This window comes from Pseudomonas sp. RIT288 (assembly GCF_000631985.1).
Taxonomy (GTDB): Bacteria; Pseudomonadota; Gammaproteobacteria; order Pseudomonadales; family Pseudomonadaceae; genus Aquipseudomonas.
In genome coordinates this window covers 285,513-307,823 of sequence record NZ_JFYN01000012.1, presented here as the reverse complement: position 1 = coordinate 307,823, position 22,311 = coordinate 285,513, and the positions used below count along the sequence as shown (strand labels likewise).

The following is a 22,311-nucleotide window of genomic DNA, read 5'->3' as shown; positions in this document are numbered from 1 at the left end:
CCGCAGGTCTCGCCCGTTGTTCCGTTAAACAAGGCTTTGAGCATCTGCGGTCTGTAGCAAAAAGGTAGTCAATGATGAGCGCAAGGCACTTTCTCTCCCTGATGGATTGCACGCCCGAAGAGCTGGTCAGCGTGATCCGTCGAGGCGTTGAGCTCAAGGACCTGCGTAACCGCGGCGTACTGTTCGAGCCTCTGAAAAACCGCGTCCTGGGGATGATCTTCGAAAAATCCTCGACCCGTACCCGGATCTCCTTCGAGGCCGGCATGATCCAGCTCGGCGGTCAGGCGATCTTCCTCTCGCCACGTGACACCCAACTGGGCCGTGGCGAGCCGATCGGTGACTGCGCCATCGTCATGTCGAGCATGCTCGACGCGGTGATGATCCGTACCTTTGCCCACAGCACCCTGACCGAATTCGCCGCCAATTCACGCGTGCCGGTGATCAATGGCCTGTCCGATGACCTGCACCCGTGCCAGTTGCTGGCCGACATGCAGACCTTCCTTGAGCACCGTGGCTCGATCCAGGGCAAGACCGTGGCGTGGATCGGCGACGGCAACAACATGTGCAACAGCTATATAGAAGCGGCGATCCAGTTCGACTTCCAGTTGCGCGTTGCCTGCCCGCAGGGCTACGAGCCCAATCCTGAGTTCGTCGCCCGCGCCGGCGATCGCGTGACCATCGTCCGCGATCCGCAAGACGCCGTGCGCGGTGCGCATCTGGTGAGCACCGATGTCTGGACTTCGATGGGTCAGGAAGAGGAAACTGCCAAGCGCCTGAAACTGTTCGCACCGTTCCAGGTGACCCGCGCCCTGCTCGATCTGTCGGCTGAAGATGTGCTGTTCATGCATTGCCTGCCGGCGCACCGCGGTGAAGAAATCAGCCTCGACCTGCTTGATGACCCGCGCTCCGTCGCCTGGGATCAGGCAGAAAACCGTCTCCACGCACAGAAGGCCCTGCTCGAGTTCCTCGTCGAACCGGCATATCACCACGCATGAGCCATGAACTACTGCTGAACCTGCGCAACCTCGCTTGCGGCTATCAAGATCAACGCGTGGTGCAGAACCTCAATCTGCACCTCAACGCCGGTGACATAGGTTGCCTGCTCGGCTCGTCCGGCTGCGGCAAAACCACCACTCTGCGCGCGATTGCCGGTTTCGAACCGGTGCACGAAGGGGAAATCCAGCTCGGCGGCGAGACCATCTCCAGCGCCGGTTTCACCCTGGCCCCGGAAAAGCGCCGGATCGGCATGGTGTTCCAGGACTACGCGCTCTTCCCGCACCTGAGCGTCGCAGACAACATCGCCTTCGGTATCCGCAAGCACCCGAACAAGGAGCGCGTCACCGAGGAGCTGCTGGAACTGGTCAACCTGAAGAACCTCGGCAAACGCTTCCCGCACGAGCTGTCCGGCGGCCAGCAACAGCGTGTTGCCCTCGCCCGCGCCCTGGCGCCGGAGCCGCAACTGTTGCTGCTCGACGAACCGTTCTCCAACCTCGATGGCGAACTGCGCCGCAAGCTCAGCCACGAAGTGCGCGACATCCTCAAGGCCCGTGGCACCAGTGCGATTCTGGTGACTCACGACCAGGAAGAAGCCTTCGCCGTCAGCGATCACGTTGGCGTATTCAAGGAAGGTCGGCTGGAGCAGTGGGACACGCCCTACAACCTTTACCATGAGCCGGCGACGCCGTTTGTCGCCAGCTTCATCGGTCAGGGCTATTTCATTCGCGGCCAGCTCGGCAGCCCGGAATCGGTGCAGACCGAACTCGGCGAACTGCGCGGCAACCGGGCCTACACCTGGCCGGTGGGCGGCGCGGTGGATGTGTTGCTGCGTCCGGATGACATCGTTTATGCCCCGGACAGTGGGTTGAAAGCACGGATTGTCGGCAAGACCTTCCTCGGTGCTTCGACCCTGTATCGCCTGCAACTGCCGACCGGTGCGCAGCTGGAATCGATCTTCCCGAGCCATGCCGACCATCAGGTGGGTGCGGAGGTGGGGATTCGTGTTGCCGCCGAACACCTGGTTCTGTTCCAGGCCAGCGGCAGTACCGCGGCACAAATCCCGGCGGCGGAAAACGGCGTCCGCCGCTACAGCGCCGCCCTCTAAGATCAGAAGATCGCAGCCTTCGGCAGCGCCTACATTCATCCCTGTAGGAGCTGCCGAAGGCTGCGATCTTTTAGCTTTTAACCGAGGATCAAGGTACCGCTGGCCACCAGCGTCGCATTCCCGCCGATCTTGACCCGCTCCCCTTCCAGCCGACAGAACAGCTCCCCGCCCCGCGCCGAACGCTGGCACGCAGTCAAACTGGATTTGCCCAGACGTTTCGACCAGTACGGAATCAAGCTGCAATGCGTCGATCCAGTGACCGGATCTTCATTGATGCCGATCGCCGGGGCGAAGTAGCGCGAAACGAAATCGTGCTGATTGCCGCGCGCCGTCACGATGGCGCCGAGCCACGGCAGTTTCGCCAGTGCAGCCATGTCCGGCGTGCAGTCGAGCACTGCCTGCTCCGACTCCAGCACCACAAACAACTCGTTGGAACCGAGCACATCCACTGCCTCGACGCCCAGCGCGCGCTCGACATCCAGCGTCACGCCAATCTCTGACGGCACAATCGACGGGAAGTCCAGCCACAGGCGATCGCCCTCGCGACTGACGCTCAGCGGCCCGGACTTGCAGATGAAGTCCAGACGCTCGACGTTTTCCTTGTAGACCTCGAACAACACATAGGCGCTGGCCAGTGTGGCGTGCCCACACAACGGCACTTCGGTGGTCGGGGTGAACCAGCGGATGTGCCACGCCGCGCCTTCGCGCACCACAAACGCGGTTTCCGCCAGATTGTGCTCGGCGGCGATCTTCTGCATCAGCTCATCCGCAAGCCATGCGTCGAGCCGATACACCATCGCCGGATTGCCACTGAACGGCCGATCACTGAACGCATCGACCTGATGAAACTCAAGCTGCATAACCTTCTCCCTAAGTCCGTGGGCAGAGCATGCAGCGCCGGCCGGATCCGTACCAGTGACAGAACCGGCGATTTTTCTGCATACAGAAATCAGCGTTACACGCGGCCGATGTCGGCGAATTTGGCTTGGGTGTGTTCAGCCAGAACCGCCGGCGCCAGTTCGACTTCCAGGCCACGTCGGCCAGCACTGACATAAATAGTCGCAAAGCCCTGGGCCGAGTTATCGATGAAGGTACGCAGACGCTTCTTCTGCCCCAGTGGACTGATGCCGCCCAACAGGTAACCGGTGGAACGCTGCGCCGCAGCCGGGTCAGCCATTTCGACTTTCTTCACGCCCGCCGCGTGGGCCAGGCCTTTGAGGTCAAGACTTCCGACGACCGGCACCACCGCCACCAGCAATTCACCTTTTTCGCTGGCAGCGAGCAGCGTCTTGAACACCTGCGCCGGCTCCAGCGCCAGTTTCTCTGCGGCCTCCAGCCCATAGGACGCGGCCTTGGGGTCATGTTCGTAACTGTGCACGCGATGTTCGGCACGAACTTTTTTCAACAAGTCCAACGCAGGGGTCATGGCAGCTCCAGGCTCGGCATCAACTGAAAAATCCTGCGCCGGATTCTAGGCCATCACATCGTAAAAGGCTCTAGCACAAGCCCCGTTTTCCGGGCTTTGCAGGCGAATCGCCGGACTATCGCCGCAGTTATCCGCAGGATCATTCAGCAAGCTGATAGTTTAATTGTGACCGATGGTTCACTTTCGACCTTTGACAGGTTTGTTTCTTGTCTATATTTTTTCGAATCTGAATAATGTAAGAATTATCATCACCGCAGCACCCAGCAGTAAACCGGGAACAGGATGGGGATCCTGCCCCGGGGAAAATCGCGCCCTGCCCTGACGGCAAACGCGCCAGACAACAACAAAAATCGAGGTTTTCAATGACAACTGCTTTACAGCAACCATCGCTTTCCGGCCAATGCCTGGCCGAGTTTCTGGGGACTGCACTGCTGATCTTTTTCGGCACCGGATGTGTCGCCGCGCTCAAAGTCGCGGGCGCCAGCTTCGGCCTGTGGGAAATCAGCATCATCTGGGGCGTTGGCGTGAGCATGGCGATCTACTTGACCGCCGGGGTTTCGGGCGCGCATCTGAACCCCGCCGTGAGCATTGCCCTGAGCATTTTCGCCGACTTCGAAAAGCGCAAACTGCCGTTCTATATCCTGTCGCAGATCGCCGGCGCCTTCTGCGGTGCGCTGTTGGTATACACGCTGTATAGCAACCTGTTCTTCGATTACGAACAAACCCACCACATGATGCGTGGCACCGCCGCCAGCCTTGAGTTGGCCTCGGTATTCTCGACGTTCCCCAATCCGGTGCTGTCCACCGCCCAGGCATTCCTCGTCGAGATGATCATCACCGCGATCCTGATGGGCGTGATCATGGCCCTGACCGATGACAACAACGGTCTGCCGAAAGGCCCGATGGCCCCGCTGCTGATCGGTTTGCTGATTGCCGTGATCGGCAGCTCGATGGGCCCGCTGACCGGTTTTGCAATGAACCCGGCCCGTGACTTCGGTCCGAAACTGATGACTTTCTTCGCCGGCTGGGGTGAAATTTCCTTCACTGGCGGCCGCGATATTCCGTACTTCCTGATTCCGATTTTTGCACCGATTGTCGGTGCCTGCCTCGGCGCTGCCGGGTATCGCGGGCTCATCGCCCGTCACCTGACCGGCGCCACACCTGCTACAAAGGATGCAGAACCGGCCATTGACGGCAAACCAAGAACTTCTTGAAACAGTCGGCGTGGGTTCCCGACCATTTCGAACCTGCGCCCCGGCCCACTCTCCCTTATTTAGTCCAAGGCAATCGACATGACCGACATTCAGAATAAGAACTACATCATTGCCCTCGATCAGGGTACGACCAGCTCCCGCGCGATCATTTTCGACCGCGATGCGAACGTGGTCTGCACCGCCCAACGCGAATTCGCCCAGCACTACCCGCAAGCAGGCTGGGTCGAACACGATCCGATGGAAATCTTTGCGACCCAGAGCGCGGTGATGGTCGAAGCGCTGGCTCAGGCCGGTCTGCATCACGATCAGGTCGCTGCCATCGGTATCACCAACCAGCGTGAAACCACCGTGGTCTGGGACAAGACCACCGGTCGTCCGGTGTACAACGCCATCGTCTGGCAGTGCCGCCGCAGCACCGAGATCTGCCAGCAGCTCAAGCGCGATGGCCACGAAGATTACATCCGCGACAACACCGGCCTGGTCACCGACCCGTACTTCTCCGGCACCAAGCTGAAGTGGATCCTCGACAACGTCGAAGGCAGCCGCGAGCGTGCGCGCAACGGCGAATTGCTGTTCGGCACCATCGATAGCTGGCTGATCTGGAAATTCACCGGCGGCAAGGTGCACGTCACCGACTACACCAACGCCTCGCGCACCATGCTCTTCAACATCCACTCGCTGGAATGGGATTCGAAGATGCTGGAGATCCTCGACATCCCGCGCGAGATGCTCCCGGAAGTCAAAGCCTCTTCGGAAATCTACGGTCGCACCAAGAGCGGCATCGCCATCGGCGGTATCGCCGGTGACCAGCAGGCGGCACTGTTCGGCCAGATGTGCGTCGAGCCGGGCCAGGCAAAAAACACCTACGGCACTGGCTGCTTCCTGCTGATGAACACTGGCGACAAAGCGGTGAAATCTCAACACGGCATGCTCACCACCATCGCTTGCGGCCCGCGTGGCGAAGTGGCTTACGCCCTGGAAGGCGCGGTGTTCAACGGTGGCTCGACCGTGCAGTGGCTGCGCGATGAACTGAAGATCGTCAACGACGCTCACGACACCGAATACTTCGCCAATAAAGTGAAGGACAGCAACGGCGTGTATCTGGTACCGGCCTTCACCGGTCTCGGTGCTCCGTACTGGGATCCGTATGCCCGTGGCGCACTGTTCGGCCTGACGCGCGGCGTGCGCGTGGATCACATCATCCGCGCAGCGCTGGAATCGATCGCCTACCAGACCCGCGATGTGCTCGACGCCATGCAACAGGACTCCGGCGAACGCCTCAAGGCCCTGCGTGTGGACGGCGGCGCGGTCGCGAACAACTTCCTCATGCAGTTCCAGGCCGACATCCTCGGCACCCAGGTCGAGCGTCCGCAAATGCGCGAAACCACTGCACTCGGCGCGGCGTACCTGGCCGGTCTGGCGTGCGGCTTCTGGGGCAGCCTGGACGAACTGCGCGGCAAGGCCGTCATCGAGCGCGAGTTCGAACCGAGCCTGGAAGAAGTCGAGAAAGAGAAACTGTACAAAGGCTGGAAAAAAGCCGTCAGCCGCACCCGTGACTGGGCGCGTGAAGACGCTGAATAAGCCAACCTTCAGATCCAGATAGGCATCTAACTGGTAGGGAGCGGATTCCTGCGGCATCATGGGCAAATTTTGCACGGCAGCCCAAAGGAAGCCCCATGAATCTGCCTCCCCGTCAGCAGCAAATCCTCGAACTGGTCCGCGAACGCGGCTATGTGAGCATCGAGGAGATGGCTACGCTGTTCGTTGTTACCCCGCAAACCATCCGCCGCGACATCAATCAGCTCGCGGAAGCCAATCTGTTGCGTCGCTACCATGGCGGCGCAGCCTATGATTCAAGCGTCGAAAACACGGCTTATGCGATGCGCGCCGACCAGATGCGCGACGAAAAACAACGCATCGGCGAAGCCATCGCCGCGCAGATCCCCGATCACGCCTCGCTGTTCATCAACATCGGCACCACCACCGAATCGATTGCCCGCGCCCTGCTCAATCACAACCATCTGAAGATCATCACCAACAACCTGCACGTCGCCTCGATGCTCAGTGCCAAGGATGATTTCGATGTGCTGCTGACTGGCGGCAACGTGCGCCGTGACGGTGGCGTGGTCGGTCAGGCGAGCGTGGATTTCATCAATCAGTTCAAGGTTGATTTCGCCCTGGTGGGTATCAGCGGCATCGACGAAGACGGTAGCCTGCTCGACTTCGATTATCAGGAAGTGCGCGTTTCCCAGGCGATCATCGCCAATGCGCGGCAGGTGATTCTGGCGGCGGACTCGAGCAAATTCGGGCGTAACGCGATGATCCGCCTCGGTCCGATCAGCCTGATCGACTGCCTGGTGACCGATCAGCAACCGGTACCAGCTCTGGCGCAACTGCTGAACCAGCACAAGATTCGCCTGGAAGTCGTTTAACCCCGTCGACATTCCCCTGTGGCGAGGGGATTTATCCCCGATGGGCTGCGAAGCAGTCCTAAAACCACCCAATGCGGTGTGCCTGAGACTCCACGGTAGTTGATTGAGGGGCCGCTACGCGGCCCATCGGGGATAAATCCCCTCGCCACAAAAATCATCTGCGCCTCAAAAATGTTCGGAAATTTTCCTTTAGCCGCCCTTCGATGAGTTTTTTCAATCGAACGCGACTGGCTGCGCGCGTCTTTATGGGCTACCATTTTCGCAAATGAACATTTATGTTCGATTTCCAAGACATAAAATCAAAAGAGCCCGAGGCCTGCCGATGTCCACCTCTACCTTGCGTACGCCCCCTATTGCCGAAATCTACGATGTTGCCGTGATTGGCGGCGGGATCAATGGCGTGGGGATCGCAGCGGATGCCGCCGGTCGCGGTCTCTCGGTGTTCCTTTGCGAAAAGGATGACCTGGCCAGCCACACCTCGTCGGCCAGCAGCAAGCTGATCCACGGTGGCCTGCGCTACCTCGAACATTACGAATTCCGTCTGGTGCGTGAAGCGCTGGCCGAGCGCGAAGTGTTGCTGGCCAAGGCGCCGCACATCGTCAAGCCAATGCGTTTCGTGCTGCCTCACCGTCCGCACCTGCGTCCGGCGTGGATGATCCGCGCCGGTCTGTTCCTCTATGACAACCTCGGCAAGCGTGAAAAGCTGCCAGGTTCGAAAAGCCTGAAGTTCGGTGCCGACAGCGCACTGAAAAGCGAAATCACCAAGGGCTTCGAATATTCCGATTGCTGGGTCGATGACGCCCGCCTCGTCGTTCTGAATGCCATGGCCGCCCGGGAACAAGGCGCTCACGTGCACACCCAGACCCGTTGCGTCAGCGCCCGGCGTGCCAAGGGCCTGTGGCACCTGAACCTGGAACGCGCCGACGGCAGCCTGTTTTCGATCACCGCCAAAGCACTGGTAAACGCGGCCGGCCCGTGGGTCGCCAAGTTCATCCGCGACGACCTGAAAATGGAATCGCCGTACGGCATCCGCCTGATTCAGGGCAGCCACATCATCGTGCCGAAACTGTACGAAGGCGATCACGCGCACATCCTGCAAAACGAAGATCAGCGCATCGTCTTCACTATTCCGTACCTGAACCACTTCACCCTGATCGGCACCACCGACCGTGAATACACGGGCGATCCAGCAAAAGTAGCGATCACCGATGGTGAAACCGATTACCTGCTGAAAGTGGTCAACGCCCACTTCAAGCAGCAGATCAGCCGCGACGACATCCAGCACAGCTACTCGGGCGTGCGTCCACTGTGCAACGACGAGTCCGACAACCCGTCCGCCGTGACCCGCGACTACACGCTGGCGCTGTCCGGTGGCGGCGAAGAAGCGCCGCTGCTGTCAGTGTTCGGCGGCAAGCTGACCACCTACCGCAAACTCGCCGAGTCGGCGATGGCCCAGCTGATGCCGTACTTCACCCAGATGCGCCCGAGCTGGACCGCCACCGCGACCCTGCCCGGCGGCGAAGACATGACCACCCCGCAAGCCTTGAGCGCGCAGATCCGCGACAAGTTCGACTTCGTCCCGACCGAGATCGCCCGCCGCTGGGCCACCACCTACGGCAGCCGCACCTGGCGCATGCTCGAAGGCGTGGAAACCCTGGCCGACATGGGCGAACACCTCGGTGGCGGGCTCTACACCCGCGAGGTCGATTACCTGTGCAGCGAAGAATGGGCGACCACGGCGCACGACATTCTGTGGCGCCGCAGCAAGCTGGGCCTGTTCACCACCCCGGCCGAGCAAGAGAAACTGGCGGCGTACCTGGGCAAGGTCGAGCAGAACCGCAAGATTGAAGCGGCCTGACGTTTACAGCGCTTGAAACGAAGCCCCTGAATCTCACGATTCAGGGGCTTTTTTGTTTATCCGGGCCGGCCACTTTACCTGTGGCGAGGGAGCTTGCTCCCGCTGGGTCGCGAAGCGGCCCCATTTATAAAAGCGGGCCTGCTGCGCAGTCCAGCGGGAGCAAGCTCCCTCGCCACAAAGGTCGCGCTGCCGAAAACAACCGACGATAGATCGTTCGGATTTCCGAACGCGACCTCCCGGTCAATTCGGTTAACCGGATCAGTTTCAGCCAAAAACACCGACACAAAACTTTAATCACCTTATTAATCAAGCCATTAGCCACTATCGACTGCTCTGGCACGACTCATGCTCTACACTCTCTCGACGAATGCCTGCCGTGCCAACACTTCAGGAGCCGTCAGGCATTCGAAGCACAAAAGGGCCGACGAACTGGCTCCATAAAAAAAACAATTCGAGGAAAATTTGATGCGCATCGTTCCCCATATCCTGGGCGCAGCCATTGCTGCCGCTCTGATCAGCACACCAGTTTTCGCCGCCGAACTCACCGGCACCCTGAAGAAAATCAACGATTCCGGCACCATCACCCTCGCTCACCGCGACAGCTCCATCCCGTTTTCCTACATCGCGGATGCTTCCGGCAAACCCGTGGGCTACTCCCACGACATTCAAGTGGCCATCGTTGAAGCCCTGAAAAAAGACCTGAACAAGCCAGACCTGCAGGTCAAATACAACCTGGTGACCTCGCAAACCCGTATCCCGCTGATCCAGAACGGCACCGCGGATATCGAGTGTGGTTCCACCACCAACAACGCCGAACGCGCCCAGCAAGTCGACTTCACCGTCAACATCTTCGAAATCGGCACCCGCCTGCTGGTCAAGAAAGACAAGGATGGCAACCCGTCCTACAAAGACTTTGCCGACCTCAAAGGCAAAAACGTCGTGACCACCGCCGGCACCACGTCCGAGCGCATCATCAAAGCGATGAACGCCGACAAGCAGATGGGCATGAACATCATCTCCGCCAAAGACCACGGCGAATCCTTCAACATGCTGGAAAGTGGCCGTGCCGTTGCCTTCATGATGGACGACGCCCTGCTGGCCGGTGAAGAAGCCAAGGCCAAGAAGCCGGCCGACTGGATCATCACCGGTACGCCGCAGTCGTTCGAAGCCTACGCGTGCATGGTTCGCAAGGACGACCCAGCCTTCAAGAAGGCTGTGGATGACGCCATTGTCGGCCTGTTCAAGTCCGGCGAGATCAACAAGATCTACAGCAAGTGGTTCGAGAGCCCGATTCCACCAAAAGGCCTGAACCTGAACTTCCCGATGAGCGACAAGGTAAAAGATCTGATCGCCAACCCGAGCGACAAGCCGGCGCCTGACGTAAAAATCTGATTCCTGACTAACCTTATCCCCTGAGGGAGCCACCCTCCCTCAGGCGTCTGTTACCTGCTGGTTTTACAGTGGAACACTCGACCTGGCGGTTTTCGAGCCGATCGCGTGTGCCCGGCGTTCAACGTCGGACGGGAAAGGATCTTCCCCACGCGGGTGCTTGTACATCGATCGATTTCGAGGGGAGACCCTAATGAATTACAACTGGGACTGGGGCGTGTTCTTCAAGTCCACCGGCGTGGGCAGCGAGACTTATCTCGACTGGTACATCGCCGGCCTGGGCTGGACCATTGCCATCGCCATCGTGGCATGGATCATCGCCTTGCTGCTGGGCTCCATTCTGGGGGTCATGCGCACGGTGCCGAACCGCCTCGTATCGGGCATCGCGACCTGCTACGTCGAACTGTTTCGCAACGTGCCGCTGCTGGTGCAGCTGTTCATCTGGTACTTCCTGGTGCCCGACCTGCTGCCGCAGAACCTGCAGGACTGGTACAAACAGGATCTGAACCCGACCACCTCGGCCTACCTGAGCGTCGTCGTGTGCCTGGGCCTGTTCACCGCCGCCCGGGTCTGCGAGCAAGTGCGCACCGGCATCCAGGCGCTGCCACGCGGCCAGGAATCCGCCGCCCGCGCCATGGGTTTCAAGCTGCCGCAGATCTACTGGAACGTGCTGCTGCCCCAGGCCTACCGCATCATCATTCCGCCGCTGACCTCGGAATTCCTCAACGTCTTCAAGAACTCCTCCGTGGCGTCCTTGATCGGCCTGATGGAACTGCTGGCGCAAACCAAGCAGACCGCCGAATTCTCGGCCAACCTGTTTGAAGCCTTCACCCTGGCCACGCTGATCTACTTCACCCTGAACATGAGCCTGATGTTGCTGATGCGCATGGTCGAGAAGAAAGTCGCAGTGCCCGGCCTGATCTCCGTGGGGGGTAAATAATGGACTTCGATTTCAGCGGCATCATCCCCGCAATCCCCGGCTTGTGGAACGGCATGGTCATGACCTTGCAGTTGATGGTCATGGGCGTGGTCGGCGGCATCGTGCTAGGGACGATCCTGGCGCTGATGCGCCTGTCGTCGAGCAAACTGCTGTCGCGCGTCGCCGGCGCCTATGTGAACTACTTCCGCTCGATCCCGCTGCTGCTGGTGATCACCTGGTTCTACCTGGCGGTGCCGTTCGTGCTGCGCTGGATCACCGGCGAAGACACCCCGATCGGCGCGTTCACCTCCTGCGTCGTGGCCTTCATGATGTTCGAAGCCGCGTACTTCTGTGAGATCGTCCGGGCCGGCGTGCAGTCGATCCCCAAAGGCCAGATGGCCGCCGCCCAGGCGATGGGCATGACCTATGGCCAGACCATGCGTCTGATCATCCTGCCCCAGGCGTTCCGCAAGATGACCCCGTTGCTCCTGCAACAGTCGATCATCCTGTTCCAGGACACCTCGCTGGTCTACACCGTGGGCCTGGTGGACTTCCTCAACTCCGCCCGTTCCAGCGGCGACATCATCGGTCGGTCCAACGAGTTCCTGATCTTTGCCGGTGTCGTCTACTTCATCATCAGCTTTTCCGCCTCGCTGCTGGTCAAGCGTCTGCAAAAAAGGTTCGCCGTATGATCTCTATCAAAAACATCAACAAGTGGTATGGCGACTTCCAGGTGCTGACTGATTGCAGCACCGAGGTCAAAAAAGGCGAAGTGATCGTGGTCTGCGGCCCGTCGGGTTCGGGCAAGTCGACCCTGATCAAGTGCGTCAACGCGCTGGAGCCGTTCCAGAAAGGCGACATCGTCGTCGACGGCACCTCGATTGCCGACTCCAGGACCAACCTGCCGAAACTGCGTTCGCGCGTCGGCATGGTGTTCCAGCATTTCGAGCTGTTCCCGCACCTGACCATCACCGAAAACCTGACCATCGCGCAGATCAAGGTGCTGGGCCGCAGCAAGGAAGAGGCGACCAAGAAAGGTCTGCAACTGCTTGAGCGCGTCGGTCTGTCGGCGCATGCCCACAAGCATCCGGGGCAACTGTCCGGCGGTCAGCAGCAGCGTGTGGCGATTGCCCGTGCGCTGGCGATGGACCCGATCGTCATGCTGTTCGACGAACCGACTTCGGCGCTCGACCCGGAAATGGTCAACGAAGTGCTCGACGTCATGGTGCAACTGGCCCAGGAGGGCATGACCATGATGTGCGTGACCCACGAAATGGGCTTCGCCCGCAAAGTGGCTGACCGCGTGATCTTCATGGACGCCGGCAAAATCATCGAAGACTGCCCGAAAGAGGAGTTCTTCGGCGACATCAGCGCCCGCTCCGAACGCGCGCAGCACTTCCTCGAGAAAATCCTGCAGCACTAAAAGCAATACCGCCGCTCTTTCTGTAGGAGCTGCCGCAGGCTGCGATCTTTTGCCTTCAAACAGCAAAGTCAAAAGATCGCAGCCTGCGGCAGCTCCTACAGGAGATTGGTGAGGTTTGTTGTGGTGGTTGACCCAAGGCAACTGTGATGAAATGCGACCCCAATCTCTATCGCGCAGCGCCGCCATCACTTGCCGTGAAGCCCCGTCTGATTCGCCATCTGTTCCTGCCGCCGCTGATCATCATCCTGATGATCGGACTGGGTTACATCGGCTTCTGGACCAGTGAGCATTTCGGCATCCGCAGCCTCAGCGAAAACGGCCAGCGTCAGCTCGAACTGCACGCGCGCACGGTCGAAAGCGAGATCAGCAAATACACCTACCTGCCCAGCCTGCTGGAACTGGAAACCAGTGTCCCGCAACTGCTGGCCGACCCGACTCCGGAGCACCGGCAAACGGTCAATGCTTACCTTGAAGGCCTGAACCGGCGCAGCCGCAGTCGGGCCATCTACGTGATGGACACCACCGGCCGCGTGATGGCCACCAGCAACTGGCGCGACGTCGACAGTTACCTCGGCGAAGACCTGTCCTTCCGCGCCTACTTCCAGAAAGCCGTGCGCGGCGAACCCGGACGTTTCTACGGCATCGGCAGCACCAGCGGCGAACCCGGTTATTACCTCGCCCATGGCCTGGAAGAACACGGCAAGATCATCGGCGTCGCCGTGGTCAAGGTGCGCCTCGAAGCCCTGGAAGAACGCTGGCAACGCGCCCGCCTGGAAGCCTTCGTCAGCGACGAGAACGGCATCATCATTCTTTCCAGCGACCCGGCGCGGCGCCTGAAATCGGTGGTGCCGCTGAGCGATGAAACCAAAGAGAAACTCGCGCGCAGCCTGCAGTATTACTGGTTCCCGCTCAACGAACTGCAACCGCTGGCCCGGGAAACTCTGGCCGACGGTGTGGAGAAGCTGACCTTCCCGGCCAACAGCGAACTGAGCGCCGATGACGACAGCATCAGCTACCTGGCGCAGACCCGGCCGCTGAGCGACACGCCATGGAATTTCACCCTGCTCACACCGTTGCAGGATTTGCGTCGTGAAGCGATCAATCAGGGCATCCTGGTGGCCGTGGCCTTCGCTCTGGTGGCGTTCCTGCTGATTGCCTGGAACGAGCGACGCAAGGTCATCGCCACGCGCCTCGCCGCCCGGGAAGCCTTGCAGGAAGCCAACAATCAACTGGAGCGTCGGATTACCGAACGCACCGGTGACCTGCGCGCCAGCAACGAACGCCTCAAGAGCCAGATCCGCGAGCGACGCCAGGCCGAAGAGACCCTGCGCCGCGCCCAGGACGAACTGGTGCAGGCCGGAAAACTCGCAGCCATCGGCCAGATGTCGACCAGCATCGCCCACGAACTGAACCAGCCGCTGGCGGCGATGCGCACCCTGTCCGGCAACACCATTCGCTTTCTGCAACGCGGCCAGCTCGACGTCGCCAGCACCAACCTCAAGACCATCAACGACCTGATCGACCGCATGGGCCGGATCACCGCCAGTCTGCGTTCGTTCGCCCGGCGCGGCGACAACGAAGGCCAGGCCAGTCTCGGCAAAGCGGTGGACGCTGCCCTGCAACTGCTCGGCGCGCGGGTCGAGAGCATAACGCTGCAACTGCATCGTCAGTTCAGCGACGTACAGGTGCAGATCGACCAGACCCGCCTCGAACAGATTCTGGTCAACCTGATCGGCAACGCCCTCGACGCCATGCAGGCGCAACCCGCACCGCAGCTTTGGCTGGAAGGCGAAGAGTTCAACGGCAAATATCGCCTGCGGGTACGCGATAACGGCCACGGGGTCGATGCCGAAACGCGCAAGCATCTGTTCGAGCCGTTCTTCACCACCAAACCCGGCGAGCAGGGTCTGGGCCTCGGCCTGACCCTCTCCGCCAGCCTCGCTGCTGCCACCGGCGGGCATCTGGGTGTCGAACACCCGGCCAGCGGTGGCACCACCTTCGTCCTCAGTTTACCGTTGGTAAGCCCTACTCCTGCCGAGCCAATATGAACCACGACCTTAGTGTGCTGATCGTCGAAGACGACCCCCATGTGCTGCTCGGCTGCCAGCAGGCACTGACTCTGGAAGACATTCCCTGCATCGGCGTCGGCAGTGCCGAAGAAGCGCTGGAGCGGGTCGGCGACAACTTTGCCGGGATCGTCATCAGCGACATTCGCCTGCCCGGCATCGATGGCCTGGAACTGCTGACCCGCCTCAAGGCGCGCGACCGCAGTCTGCCGGTGGTGCTGATCACCGGTCATGGCGATATCTCCATGGCCGTCGGCGCGATGCAGAAAGGCGCCTACGATTTCATGGAGAAACCGTTCTCGCCGGAGCGTCTGGTGGACGTCGCTCGTCGCGCCCTGGAGCAACGCAGCCTCGCCCGCGAAGTCTCCTCGCTGCGTCGGCAACTGGCCGAACGCGATTCTCTCGAAGGTCGGATCATCGGTCGCTCACCAGCCATGCAGAACCTGCGCGAACTGATCGCCAACGTCGCCGACACCTCGGCCAACGTATTGATCGAAGGCGAAACCGGCACCGGCAAGGAACTGGTCGCCCGTTGCCTGCACGACTTCAGTCGTCGGCATGCCAAGCAATTTGTCGCGCTGAACTGCGGCGGTCTGCCGGAAAACCTTTTCGAAAGCGAGATATTCGGCCACGAAGCCAACGCTTTCACCGGTGCCGGCAAACGGCGCATCGGCAAGATCGAACATGCCGACGGCGGCACGCTGTTCCTCGACGAAGTGGAAAGCATGCCCCTGCCGTTGCAGATCAAACTGCTGCGCGTGTTGCAGGAACGCACCCTCGAACGCCTCGGTTCGAACCAGAGCGTGGCGGTGGATTGCCGGGTGATCGCCGCGACCAAATCCGACCTCGACGATGCGAGCAAGGCCGGCGAGTTCCGCAGCGACTTGTACTACCGCCTCAACGTGGTGACGCTGGAATTGCCGCCGCTGCGCGAGCGCCGTGAAGATATCCTGCAACTGTTCGAACACTTCACCCAGCAGTCGGCGCTGCGTTTCGACCGCGCGTTGCCCGAGCTGGACAACCAGACCCTGTCGAACCTGATGAGCCACGACTGGCCGGGCAACGTGCGCGAACTGCGTAACGTCGCCGAGCGCTTTGCCCTCGGCCTGCCGGCGTTCAAGAAGTCCGGCGCCAGCAGCGGCGGTCAGGGGCTGGCGTTCGCCGAAGCGGTGGAAGCCTTCGAGCGCAACCTGCTCAACGATGCCTTGCAACGCAGTGGCGGTAACCTGACCCAGGCCAGTCTGGAGCTGGGCATGGCCAAGACCACGCTGTTCGACAAAGTGAAAAAGTACGGGTTGAGCCACTGATGGATCTGATACTCAAAGCGGCACTCGGCGCGGCGGTGGTGCTGATCCTCGCCGCACTGTCGAAGACCAAAAACTATTACATCGCCGGACTGGTGCCGCTGTTTCCGACCTTCGCCCTGATCGCCCACTACATCGTCGGCAAGGGCCGTTCGATCGACGATCTGAAGGCGACGATTGTGTTCGGCATGTGGTCGATCATTCCGTACTTCATCTATCTGGCGACGCTGTACGTGATGGTTGACCGCATGCGTTTGGAGGCGTCACTCGCCGTGGCCGTGGTCGCGTGGCTGATCGCCGCCACCGTGCTGGTCTCGGTGTGGGTGCGCCTGCACAGCTGATCTTTGTAGGAGCTGCCGCAGGCTGCGATCTTTTGATCCTGCTCTTTAAAGGCAAAAGATCGCAGCCTTCGGCAGCTCCTACAGGGTTGGAGATTCAATTACTGACGGAGCCGCCACGGGCTTCACTCATGATCTGCCGGATCGCCCCGACAAAAGTCTCCACCGGCTGCCCGCCCGTCACCGCATATTGACCGTTGAACACTACGGTCGGTACTGAACTCACGCCGCGTTGCAGCCACAACCGCTCTTCTTCACGTACCTCTTCGGCAAACTCGTCGCAGGCCAGAATCGCCTCGGCACGTTGCCGGTTCAGACCCACGCTGTCGGCAATCTGCGTGAGTTGCGCGTGATCGGACGGATTGCCGCCGTCAGTGAAACAGGCCTTGAACAGCGCCTCCTTCAACGGCAACTGCAACCCCTCAAGCCCGGCCCAATGCAACAGACGATGAGCATCGAAGGTGTTGTAGATGCGGCTGTTGCCGTCGGTGCGAAAGGCGAAGCCGACCTCGGCGCCACGGGCACGAATCGATTCGCGGTTCTTCTGTGACTGTTCCGGGGTCGAGCCGTATTTTTCGCTGATGTGTTCGGTGATGTTCTGCCCGTCCGGCCCCATTTTCGGGTTCAGTTCGAACGGCTGAAAATGAATCTCGGCCTGCACTTCATCGCGCAGAATCTCCAGCGCCTGCAGCAAGCCATTCAGACCGACGACGCACCACGGGCAGGAAACGTCGCTGACAAAATCGATTTTCAAATCGGAACTCATCACACACCTCGCGGGCGGAAATCGTGCGGGAAAGTCTGCACGATACACCGGGTATGCCTGGGCGTGTCAGCCGGCTGTTGTTGTATCAGAGTTGACACCGCTCGTCCGGAAGTTCGCCTGACCTGTTATTTCTGACAGTGGTGCGCAACGGGTTTTTCCCGCTCAATCAGAAGACGCGCCTTGACCACTGCGGTTCGCGCGCATCAGCCGCATCGGAGAGCGCCATGACTGCCCTGTTTATCTACACCCGAGAACAACTCGCTGCCCTGCAGGCGGAAAGTCCGCAACAGCAGGTTGATCCGTTTGCGGGGGTCAAGTCGGCGGGTCTGTTTACCGAAAACGGGGTACTCAGGCTGTTCCCGATCAAAATTCCAGGCTGGCACGAGGTGGACTATCCCCAGGCGTCATATGGCGTCAGCGCTGATGAAACGGCGGGCATTGGCCTGGGGTGGAAAGTGCTGATTCCTTCCTACCTGGTCATGGAAGAATTCGACACCGTACGCCTGTATATGGGCAAACGCGTTGCACCGGTCGAGACGCCCGACCCGGATGAGCCTGGCACCTTGGTCAAGACGGTGATTGTGCCTGCCGACCACAACAATAAGAACATTCTCGGGATTATCCCCAGGACTGTTGTCGAGAGACCCGGCATCCATCAGATGTGGTACAGCATCGAACGGGTGGGTGCCTCGGAGCCGGTGCCGTCCGACCGCATCAACGTGTGGTTCAAACCGACCTTTCCCGACAGCCTCGACCCCACCGGCAACAGTCGCGAACGCGTGCCACTGGAGGCTCCGCGTTTTCCGGCGCTGATCGACAAGGACATGGTCGAATCCGGTGTCGAATGCATTATTCCGGCCTGGCCGCAGATGACGCGCGGTGACGTGATCACACTGGATGTTGGTGATCAGAAGGTCCCCTCCTACGCCATCAAACTCGAGCAAATCGGCCAGGACATTGTAATGCTCGTCTCTTCCGAGATTCTCAAGCTGATCGGCCCCGCCGACCCATTGCTGGTGAGCTACAGGATCACCGACCAGGTACATGACGCGAGCCTGACCTCGAAAGTCGGCGTGGGGATACTCGATCCCGATACCACCTACCTGGAAGCCCCTTCTGTACCGCTGAGCATTGAAGACATCCTGGAACTCGACGACCTCGAGGGCGCTGCCATGAAAGTCGACGTGCTGGTGCGGCGCGCCGACGCCATCGCCGGTGATCGGGTGGAACTGACCCTTGTGGACAGCGCAAGCGGGTATCGCGAAGTGTTCGGCCCGCTCGATTACAGGGCCGGAGTCGTGACCTTCGACGTGCCTTTTGCACTGGCGAAGAGACTGGCCCCGACGACCCTGACCCTGAGCTATCAGCGCATCCGGATGGTCGCTGGCAGCGAAGTTCGCACACCGTCCTATCCTTACTCGCCACGACTGGCAGGCGAGCAATACCGGGCACCGGCCCCCACGGCTCCCGAAGCGCGGGGTGCGGTGTTCCCTCCCGAACTCGACAGCACGGTTATCTATGCCGGGCCCGGGATCGAGGGGATCGTGGTCGGCGAAACGGTAACGCTCACCTGCCTGAGCTCCAGCGCCGGCGGCACCACCCGACTGCAGACCTATGAGCGCATTGTCACGCGTTCAATGGACATTCCCGGTGTCGGCATAGTGGTGCCTTTCGATATTGAAACGGCACACTTCAGTACCTACCCCAATGGCTCGATCACCGTCGACTACAGCGTCACCGGTGACAGCCATGACCAACCTTTACTGTCCTTCACCAGTCACTTTCGCATTGGTCGCACTCAGGACATGCTGGGCGTGGTCGAAGTCGGCAAGCACTCGGCAGGCGTTCTGGATCCCAAGGATATTCCGTTCGGCACTCCCGCCATTTGTCCCGCCGCCGCTCACACGCGGATCGGCGATACCGTGCATCTGGAAGTCTGGAGACTGGGCAACAACCTCGATCCGCAAGATCGCCCGGTATTCTTCGATTCGCTGCCAATCAGCAGCGGCAATGTCGGCAAGGACATTGAGTTCCGTCTGGCACTGGAACTTATCCAGCCGCTGCTCAATCGTGTCATCAGTGTCGACTGGTACATCGAACGCCCTCGGGAACTGCCGCTGACGGCTCCGGAACTGCCCCTGCGCATCGGTTCCAAGGCCCTGCTGCTGCCGGCACCGGAGCTGATGCAAGCCTCGGCCGGCCTGCTGATTGACCCGATGAACACCTTGAAAACCGCCACGGTGAGTGTGCGCTACACCGGGATGGATCCATCGCATCGCGTGACGCTGTTCGTCAAAGGACGTGAAGGTTTCGGCAGTCCGGCCCTGACCAGCCTGCAAGGCAATGCCAGCGGCACGCTGCTGTTTGCTCTGCCGTTGACCGCCATTCCTGCAAACATCGGCACATTCATGTCTTTCTGGTACGAGGTGACACAGGAAGGCATTCAGGATCAACGCTCTCCCGCCGCCAAATATCAGGTCCGCTCGCTTGCCAGCCCGGAACTCAACTACCCGCGCATGAGCATTGTCGAAGCCCCGGACCACAAAGTGCTCAACCTCAACAATTTTTCCGGTGATGCGCACTGGAGCCTGATCCCCTGGCTGTTCATTGCCGTCGGTACCCGCATGCGTGTCGCCCTGAGTGGCCTGAAGCAGGACGACAGCGAATATGTGATCAACCTGTTCGACGGGGTCATCACCGCCAACCACGTCGACACCGGACTGAGCGGGTTGATCGACCGTGCACCACTGAAACTGTTCAAGGACGGCACCCAGATGTTCGGATTATCGGTCGCCAACTTCAGCGACACCGGGGGGGCTGACACATTCTTTGCCGTGCGCGAGTTGACGATCAAAACCGAAATGCTCGCGCGTCCGGCGATTACCCAATTGATCGACAATCAGGGGAGCATCAACGGACAGGTCAGGAACGGCGGCACCTGTGATGATCCCAATCCCTGGCTGGTGGGCACCGCGACGCCAGCCAGCACGGTGAATCTGTTTGATGTGCAAACACCAATGGGCTCGGCCATTACTGATGCAAACGGTTTGTGGCAGATTCAGGCCCCCATTGGTGTCGGTCACCATAGCCTGATCGCGAAAACAGCGGACGGACAACAGGAGTCACCGCTGTGGAGTGTGACGGTGCAAGCGGATCTGTATTCCCTGACCAATTTCTACAACGGCAATTTCAATGGCTGGATTCCCGGCGTCGGTGCGCACAGCGGGCGACTGCACGGGTCTGCCCCGCACTATCAGTACTACATCGACACTCCGGGAAAAATCGACAACAGCGGGATCATCTTCATCCAGAAGTTCGACCTGCTGCTCGGTGCGTATTATGAGTTTTCCTGCCAGATCTACAACACAGCGGTCAACGGCTACGACGTCGACCCGAAAATCGCATTGAGGGTCGACTACATGCTCCATCCGCCTCACACCAACATCGAAAAGGGCAGAGGCTGGGTCACGCTGTCCGGCACGTTCATGGCGACCTACACATCTGCCAACTTCCATGTCCACAACCTTGAGACCGGGGACATCGGCAATGACTTTTTGATCAACAACCTGCTTGTACGGCAGTTGACCAATTGACACTCCGTCAGAGCTGCTGCGCATAAAAAATCCCGCCGTTCTCAAGCGCACGGCGGGATTTTTCACGCGTCAACAAAAGCGCTCAGAGCAGATTGCCCGCCGCCCCCGGTTCGATCTGCGCCCAATGCGAGGTGTCTTCACGGTGCTCTTGCAAATACGGCAACACCGCCGCCAGCAACGGCGCCTTGAACGCTTCCTGAAAACGATGGGCCAGCCCCGGAATCAGCTTCAGCTGACTGCCACGAATATGCGCCGCCAGATGCACGCCGTGCATCACCGGCAACAGCGGATCGGCCGTACCGTGTACCACCAGAGTCGGCACCCGCAGTTGATTGAGCAAAGTCACCCGGCTCGGCTCGGCGAGGATCGCCATGATCTGGCGCTTCACGCCTTCAGGGTTGAATGCCCGATCGTAAGCAATCGCCGCCTGATGCAGCAGTGCTTGCCGATCATCAGTGACCAACGGGCTGCCAAGTGCCGCCAGCAGATCAGCCTGCTGCTCCAGCGCCGCCTCGCGATTCGGCGCACCGCGCCGAGCCAGCAATTGCACCAGCGCGGCACTGGGTGCCGGCAAACCTTCGGCGCCGGAACTGGTCATGATCAGCGTCAGACTTTCCACCCGTTGCGGCGCCATCGCCGCCAGATGCTGGGCGATCATCCCGCCCATGCTGGCACCCAGTACGTGAAACTGGTCGATGTGCAGCGCGTCCATCAAACCCAGCGCATCGTCGGCCATGTCCGTCAGCGAGTACGGCGCCGACACCGGCAAGCCGAGCTTGTAGCGCAGCACTTCAAACGTCAGGTTGGCGTCGGCCGGGGCCTGACGCCAGGTGGACAGACCGACATCGCGGTTGTCGTACCGGATCACCCGAAAACCCTGCTGACACAGCGCAACCACCACTTCGTCCGGCCAGTGGATCAACTGCCCGCCCAGGCCCATGACCAGCAACAGCGCCGGATCCGAGGCACGGCCGATGCTCTGGTACGCCAGGCTCACCTGTGCCAGATCGACCCGTTCAGTCGGAACATTGACGTCGCAACGCGAAGCCGCCATCGACGGCAGGCCGAACAACAGCGCGGCCAACAGAAAAAATAAACGCATGAAGAAACACCGAAACGCAGAACCCCAGTAGAGCGCGAGTCTGATGAAGTTTGTTCAAGCGCGCTGCCACAGTTGCATGACAATTTGATGAAGTTTGCCGAGCGGTCAATCTGCACAGCGTCCTGCCGTCCGCCACGATCCTCTGCATGGATAGCGCGCTGGCCGTGGCGAAGAATAACCAACGCGATGACGACAACGAGTCAGGCCGGAGCGGTCTGTACACCCTCTGAAACAAAAGCACTTCCAAGCGATAACCATGTACCGCATGGGCTTGTGACAGCGCGCCTCTAATAGTCATGAAGGCCGGGATTACCCGGTCTGCATGCCCTCTGGAGCCCTGCCGCATGTCCCACTCCCTTCCCCACGTAACAGCCGACTTT

The 22,311-nt window shown here is 60.2% G+C and carries 18 protein-coding genes; 14 read left to right on the top strand and 4 right to left on the bottom strand.

Going from position 1 to position 22,311, the window contains the following annotated elements:
- The first annotated feature begins 74 nt into the window (after positions 1-74).
- Positions 75-995 (top strand): ornithine carbamoyltransferase, encoded by a 921-nt coding sequence (argF, locus tag BW33_RS13040; protein ID WP_047599381.1) that lies wholly within the window; start codon positions 75-77, stop codon positions 993-995.
- A complete protein-coding gene (locus BW33_RS13035) occupies positions 992-2,101 on the top strand; it encodes an ABC transporter ATP-binding protein (RefSeq protein WP_047599379.1) in 1,110 nt (369 codons plus the stop codon). Before argF ends, BW33_RS13035 begins: the two co-directional genes overlap by 4 nt.
- A gap of 77 nt (positions 2,102-2,178) precedes the next feature.
- Here BW33_RS13035 and BW33_RS13030 read toward each other — a convergent pair whose 3' ends face one another.
- Positions 2,179-2,961 carry a PhzF family phenazine biosynthesis protein gene (locus BW33_RS13030; protein WP_047599378.1) on the bottom strand — a complete coding sequence of 261 codons (783 nt, stop codon included), beginning with the start codon at positions 2,959-2,961 and terminating at the stop codon, positions 2,179-2,181.
- Between the two features lie 95 nt (positions 2,962-3,056).
- A complete protein-coding gene (ybaK, locus tag BW33_RS13025; RefSeq protein WP_041068352.1) occupies positions 3,057-3,527 on the bottom strand; it encodes a Cys-tRNA(Pro) deacylase in 471 nt (156 codons plus the stop codon).
- A 362-nt stretch (positions 3,528-3,889) separates the two neighbouring features.
- Here ybaK and BW33_RS13020 point away from each other — a divergent pair, with 362 nt between their 5' ends.
- The 11 genes from BW33_RS13020 to BW33_RS12970 all read left to right on the top strand — a co-directional run bounded on the left by BW33_RS13020 (position 3,890) and on the right by BW33_RS12970 (position 16,473).
- Positions 3,890-4,741, top strand: a complete 852-nt coding sequence (locus BW33_RS13020; RefSeq protein WP_047599377.1) for an MIP/aquaporin family protein — start codon at positions 3,890-3,892, stop codon at positions 4,739-4,741.
- A gap of 78 nt (positions 4,742-4,819) precedes the next feature.
- A complete protein-coding gene (gene glpK / locus BW33_RS13015) occupies positions 4,820-6,322 on the top strand; it encodes a glycerol kinase GlpK (protein ID WP_047599376.1) in 1,503 nt (500 codons plus the stop codon).
- A 95-nt stretch (positions 6,323-6,417) separates the two neighbouring features.
- Positions 6,418-7,173, top strand: coding sequence for a DeoR/GlpR family transcriptional regulator (locus BW33_RS13010; RefSeq protein ID WP_047599375.1), 756 nt, complete (start codon positions 6,418-6,420; stop codon positions 7,171-7,173).
- Between the two features lie 322 nt (positions 7,174-7,495).
- Positions 7,496-9,031: a glycerol-3-phosphate dehydrogenase gene (gene glpD / locus BW33_RS13005; RefSeq protein WP_047599373.1), complete on the top strand. Its 1,536-nt coding sequence runs from the start codon at positions 7,496-7,498 to the stop codon at positions 9,029-9,031.
- 465 nt (positions 9,032-9,496) lie between these two features.
- Positions 9,497-10,423 carry a glutamate/aspartate ABC transporter substrate-binding protein gene (locus BW33_RS13000; protein WP_047599372.1) on the top strand — a complete coding sequence of 309 codons (927 nt, stop codon included), beginning with the start codon at positions 9,497-9,499 and terminating at the stop codon, positions 10,421-10,423.
- A 190-nt stretch (positions 10,424-10,613) separates the two neighbouring features.
- Positions 10,614-11,360: an amino acid ABC transporter permease gene (locus tag BW33_RS12995; protein WP_027612077.1), complete on the top strand. Its 747-nt coding sequence runs from the start codon at positions 10,614-10,616 to the stop codon at positions 11,358-11,360.
- Entirely contained in the window at positions 11,360-12,031 is a 672-nt protein-coding gene (locus BW33_RS12990; protein WP_003227756.1) for an amino acid ABC transporter permease, read from the top strand. Before BW33_RS12995 ends, BW33_RS12990 begins: the two co-directional genes overlap by 1 nt.
- A complete protein-coding gene (locus tag BW33_RS12985; protein ID WP_047599369.1) occupies positions 12,028-12,762 on the top strand; it encodes an amino acid ABC transporter ATP-binding protein in 735 nt (244 codons plus the stop codon). Before BW33_RS12990 ends, BW33_RS12985 begins: the two co-directional genes overlap by 4 nt.
- Before the next feature lie 146 nt (positions 12,763-12,908).
- Entirely contained in the window at positions 12,909-14,810 is a 1,902-nt protein-coding gene (locus BW33_RS12980) for a sensor histidine kinase (protein WP_047599368.1), read from the top strand.
- Entirely contained in the window at positions 14,807-16,135 is a 1,329-nt protein-coding gene (locus BW33_RS12975; RefSeq protein WP_047599366.1) for a sigma-54-dependent transcriptional regulator, read from the top strand. The genes BW33_RS12980 and BW33_RS12975 overlap by 4 nt, the downstream gene beginning before the upstream one ends.
- Positions 16,136-16,143: 8 nt before the next feature.
- The gene (locus BW33_RS12970; RefSeq protein WP_177327487.1) at positions 16,144-16,473 is read left to right on the top strand and encodes a GlpM family protein; all 330 of its coding nucleotides are present in this window, start codon (positions 16,144-16,146) and stop codon (positions 16,471-16,473) included.
- 94 nt (positions 16,474-16,567) lie between these two features.
- On the opposite strand, the gene BW33_RS12965 is transcribed toward BW33_RS12970, so the two are convergent.
- Positions 16,568-17,236, bottom strand: a complete 669-nt coding sequence (locus BW33_RS12965) for a DsbA family oxidoreductase (RefSeq protein WP_047599362.1) — start codon at positions 17,234-17,236, stop codon at positions 16,568-16,570.
- A gap of 224 nt (positions 17,237-17,460) precedes the next feature.
- Here BW33_RS12965 and BW33_RS12960 point away from each other — a divergent pair, with 224 nt between their 5' ends.
- Complete coding sequence (locus BW33_RS12960; RefSeq protein WP_047599361.1) at positions 17,461-20,829, top strand: hypothetical protein; 3,369 nt, start codon at positions 17,461-17,463, stop codon at positions 20,827-20,829.
- A gap of 82 nt (positions 20,830-20,911) precedes the next feature.
- Here BW33_RS12960 and BW33_RS12955 read toward each other — a convergent pair whose 3' ends face one another.
- Entirely contained in the window at positions 20,912-21,931 is a 1,020-nt protein-coding gene (locus BW33_RS12955) for an alpha/beta fold hydrolase (RefSeq protein ID WP_047599359.1), read from the bottom strand.
- Between the last annotated feature and the right edge of the window lie 380 nt (positions 21,932-22,311).

What these genes read in the sequence shown, in the direction of transcription:
- BW33_RS12995 (WP_027612077.1), top strand. Translation starts at nt 10,614, where the DNA reads ATGAATTACAACTGGGACTGGGGCGTGTTCTTCAAGTCCACCGGCGTG.
- BW33_RS13030 (WP_047599378.1), bottom strand. Translation starts at nt 2,961, where the DNA reads ATGCAGCTTGAGTTTCATCAGGTCGATGCGTTCAGTGATCGGCCGTTC.
- glpK (WP_047599376.1), top strand. Translation starts at nt 4,820, where the DNA reads ATGACCGACATTCAGAATAAGAACTACATCATTGCCCTCGATCAGGGT.
- BW33_RS13010 (WP_047599375.1), top strand. Translation starts at nt 6,418, where the DNA reads ATGAATCTGCCTCCCCGTCAGCAGCAAATCCTCGAACTGGTCCGCGAA.
- BW33_RS13035 (WP_047599379.1), top strand. Translation starts at nt 992, where the DNA reads ATGAGCCATGAACTACTGCTGAACCTGCGCAACCTCGCTTGCGGCTAT.
- BW33_RS12985 (WP_047599369.1), top strand. Translation starts at nt 12,028, where the DNA reads ATGATCTCTATCAAAAACATCAACAAGTGGTATGGCGACTTCCAGGTG.
- BW33_RS12975 (WP_047599366.1), top strand. Translation starts at nt 14,807, where the DNA reads ATGAACCACGACCTTAGTGTGCTGATCGTCGAAGACGACCCCCATGTG.
- BW33_RS12955 (WP_047599359.1), bottom strand. Translation starts at nt 21,931, where the DNA reads ATGCGTTTATTTTTTCTGTTGGCCGCGCTGTTGTTCGGCCTGCCGTCG.
- ybaK (WP_041068352.1), bottom strand. Translation starts at nt 3,527, where the DNA reads ATGACCCCTGCGTTGGACTTGTTGAAAAAAGTTCGTGCCGAACATCGC.
- BW33_RS12960 (WP_047599361.1), top strand. Translation starts at nt 17,461, where the DNA reads ATGACTGCCCTGTTTATCTACACCCGAGAACAACTCGCTGCCCTGCAG.
- BW33_RS13000 (WP_047599372.1), top strand. Translation starts at nt 9,497, where the DNA reads ATGCGCATCGTTCCCCATATCCTGGGCGCAGCCATTGCTGCCGCTCTG.
- BW33_RS12980 (WP_047599368.1), top strand. Translation starts at nt 12,909, where the DNA reads ATGAAATGCGACCCCAATCTCTATCGCGCAGCGCCGCCATCACTTGCC.
- BW33_RS12965 (WP_047599362.1), bottom strand. Translation starts at nt 17,236, where the DNA reads ATGAGTTCCGATTTGAAAATCGATTTTGTCAGCGACGTTTCCTGCCCG.
- BW33_RS13020 (WP_047599377.1), top strand. Translation starts at nt 3,890, where the DNA reads ATGACAACTGCTTTACAGCAACCATCGCTTTCCGGCCAATGCCTGGCC.
- BW33_RS12990 (WP_003227756.1), top strand. Translation starts at nt 11,360, where the DNA reads ATGGACTTCGATTTCAGCGGCATCATCCCCGCAATCCCCGGCTTGTGG.
- glpD (WP_047599373.1), top strand. Translation starts at nt 7,496, where the DNA reads ATGTCCACCTCTACCTTGCGTACGCCCCCTATTGCCGAAATCTACGAT.
- argF (WP_047599381.1), top strand. Translation starts at nt 75, where the DNA reads ATGAGCGCAAGGCACTTTCTCTCCCTGATGGATTGCACGCCCGAAGAG.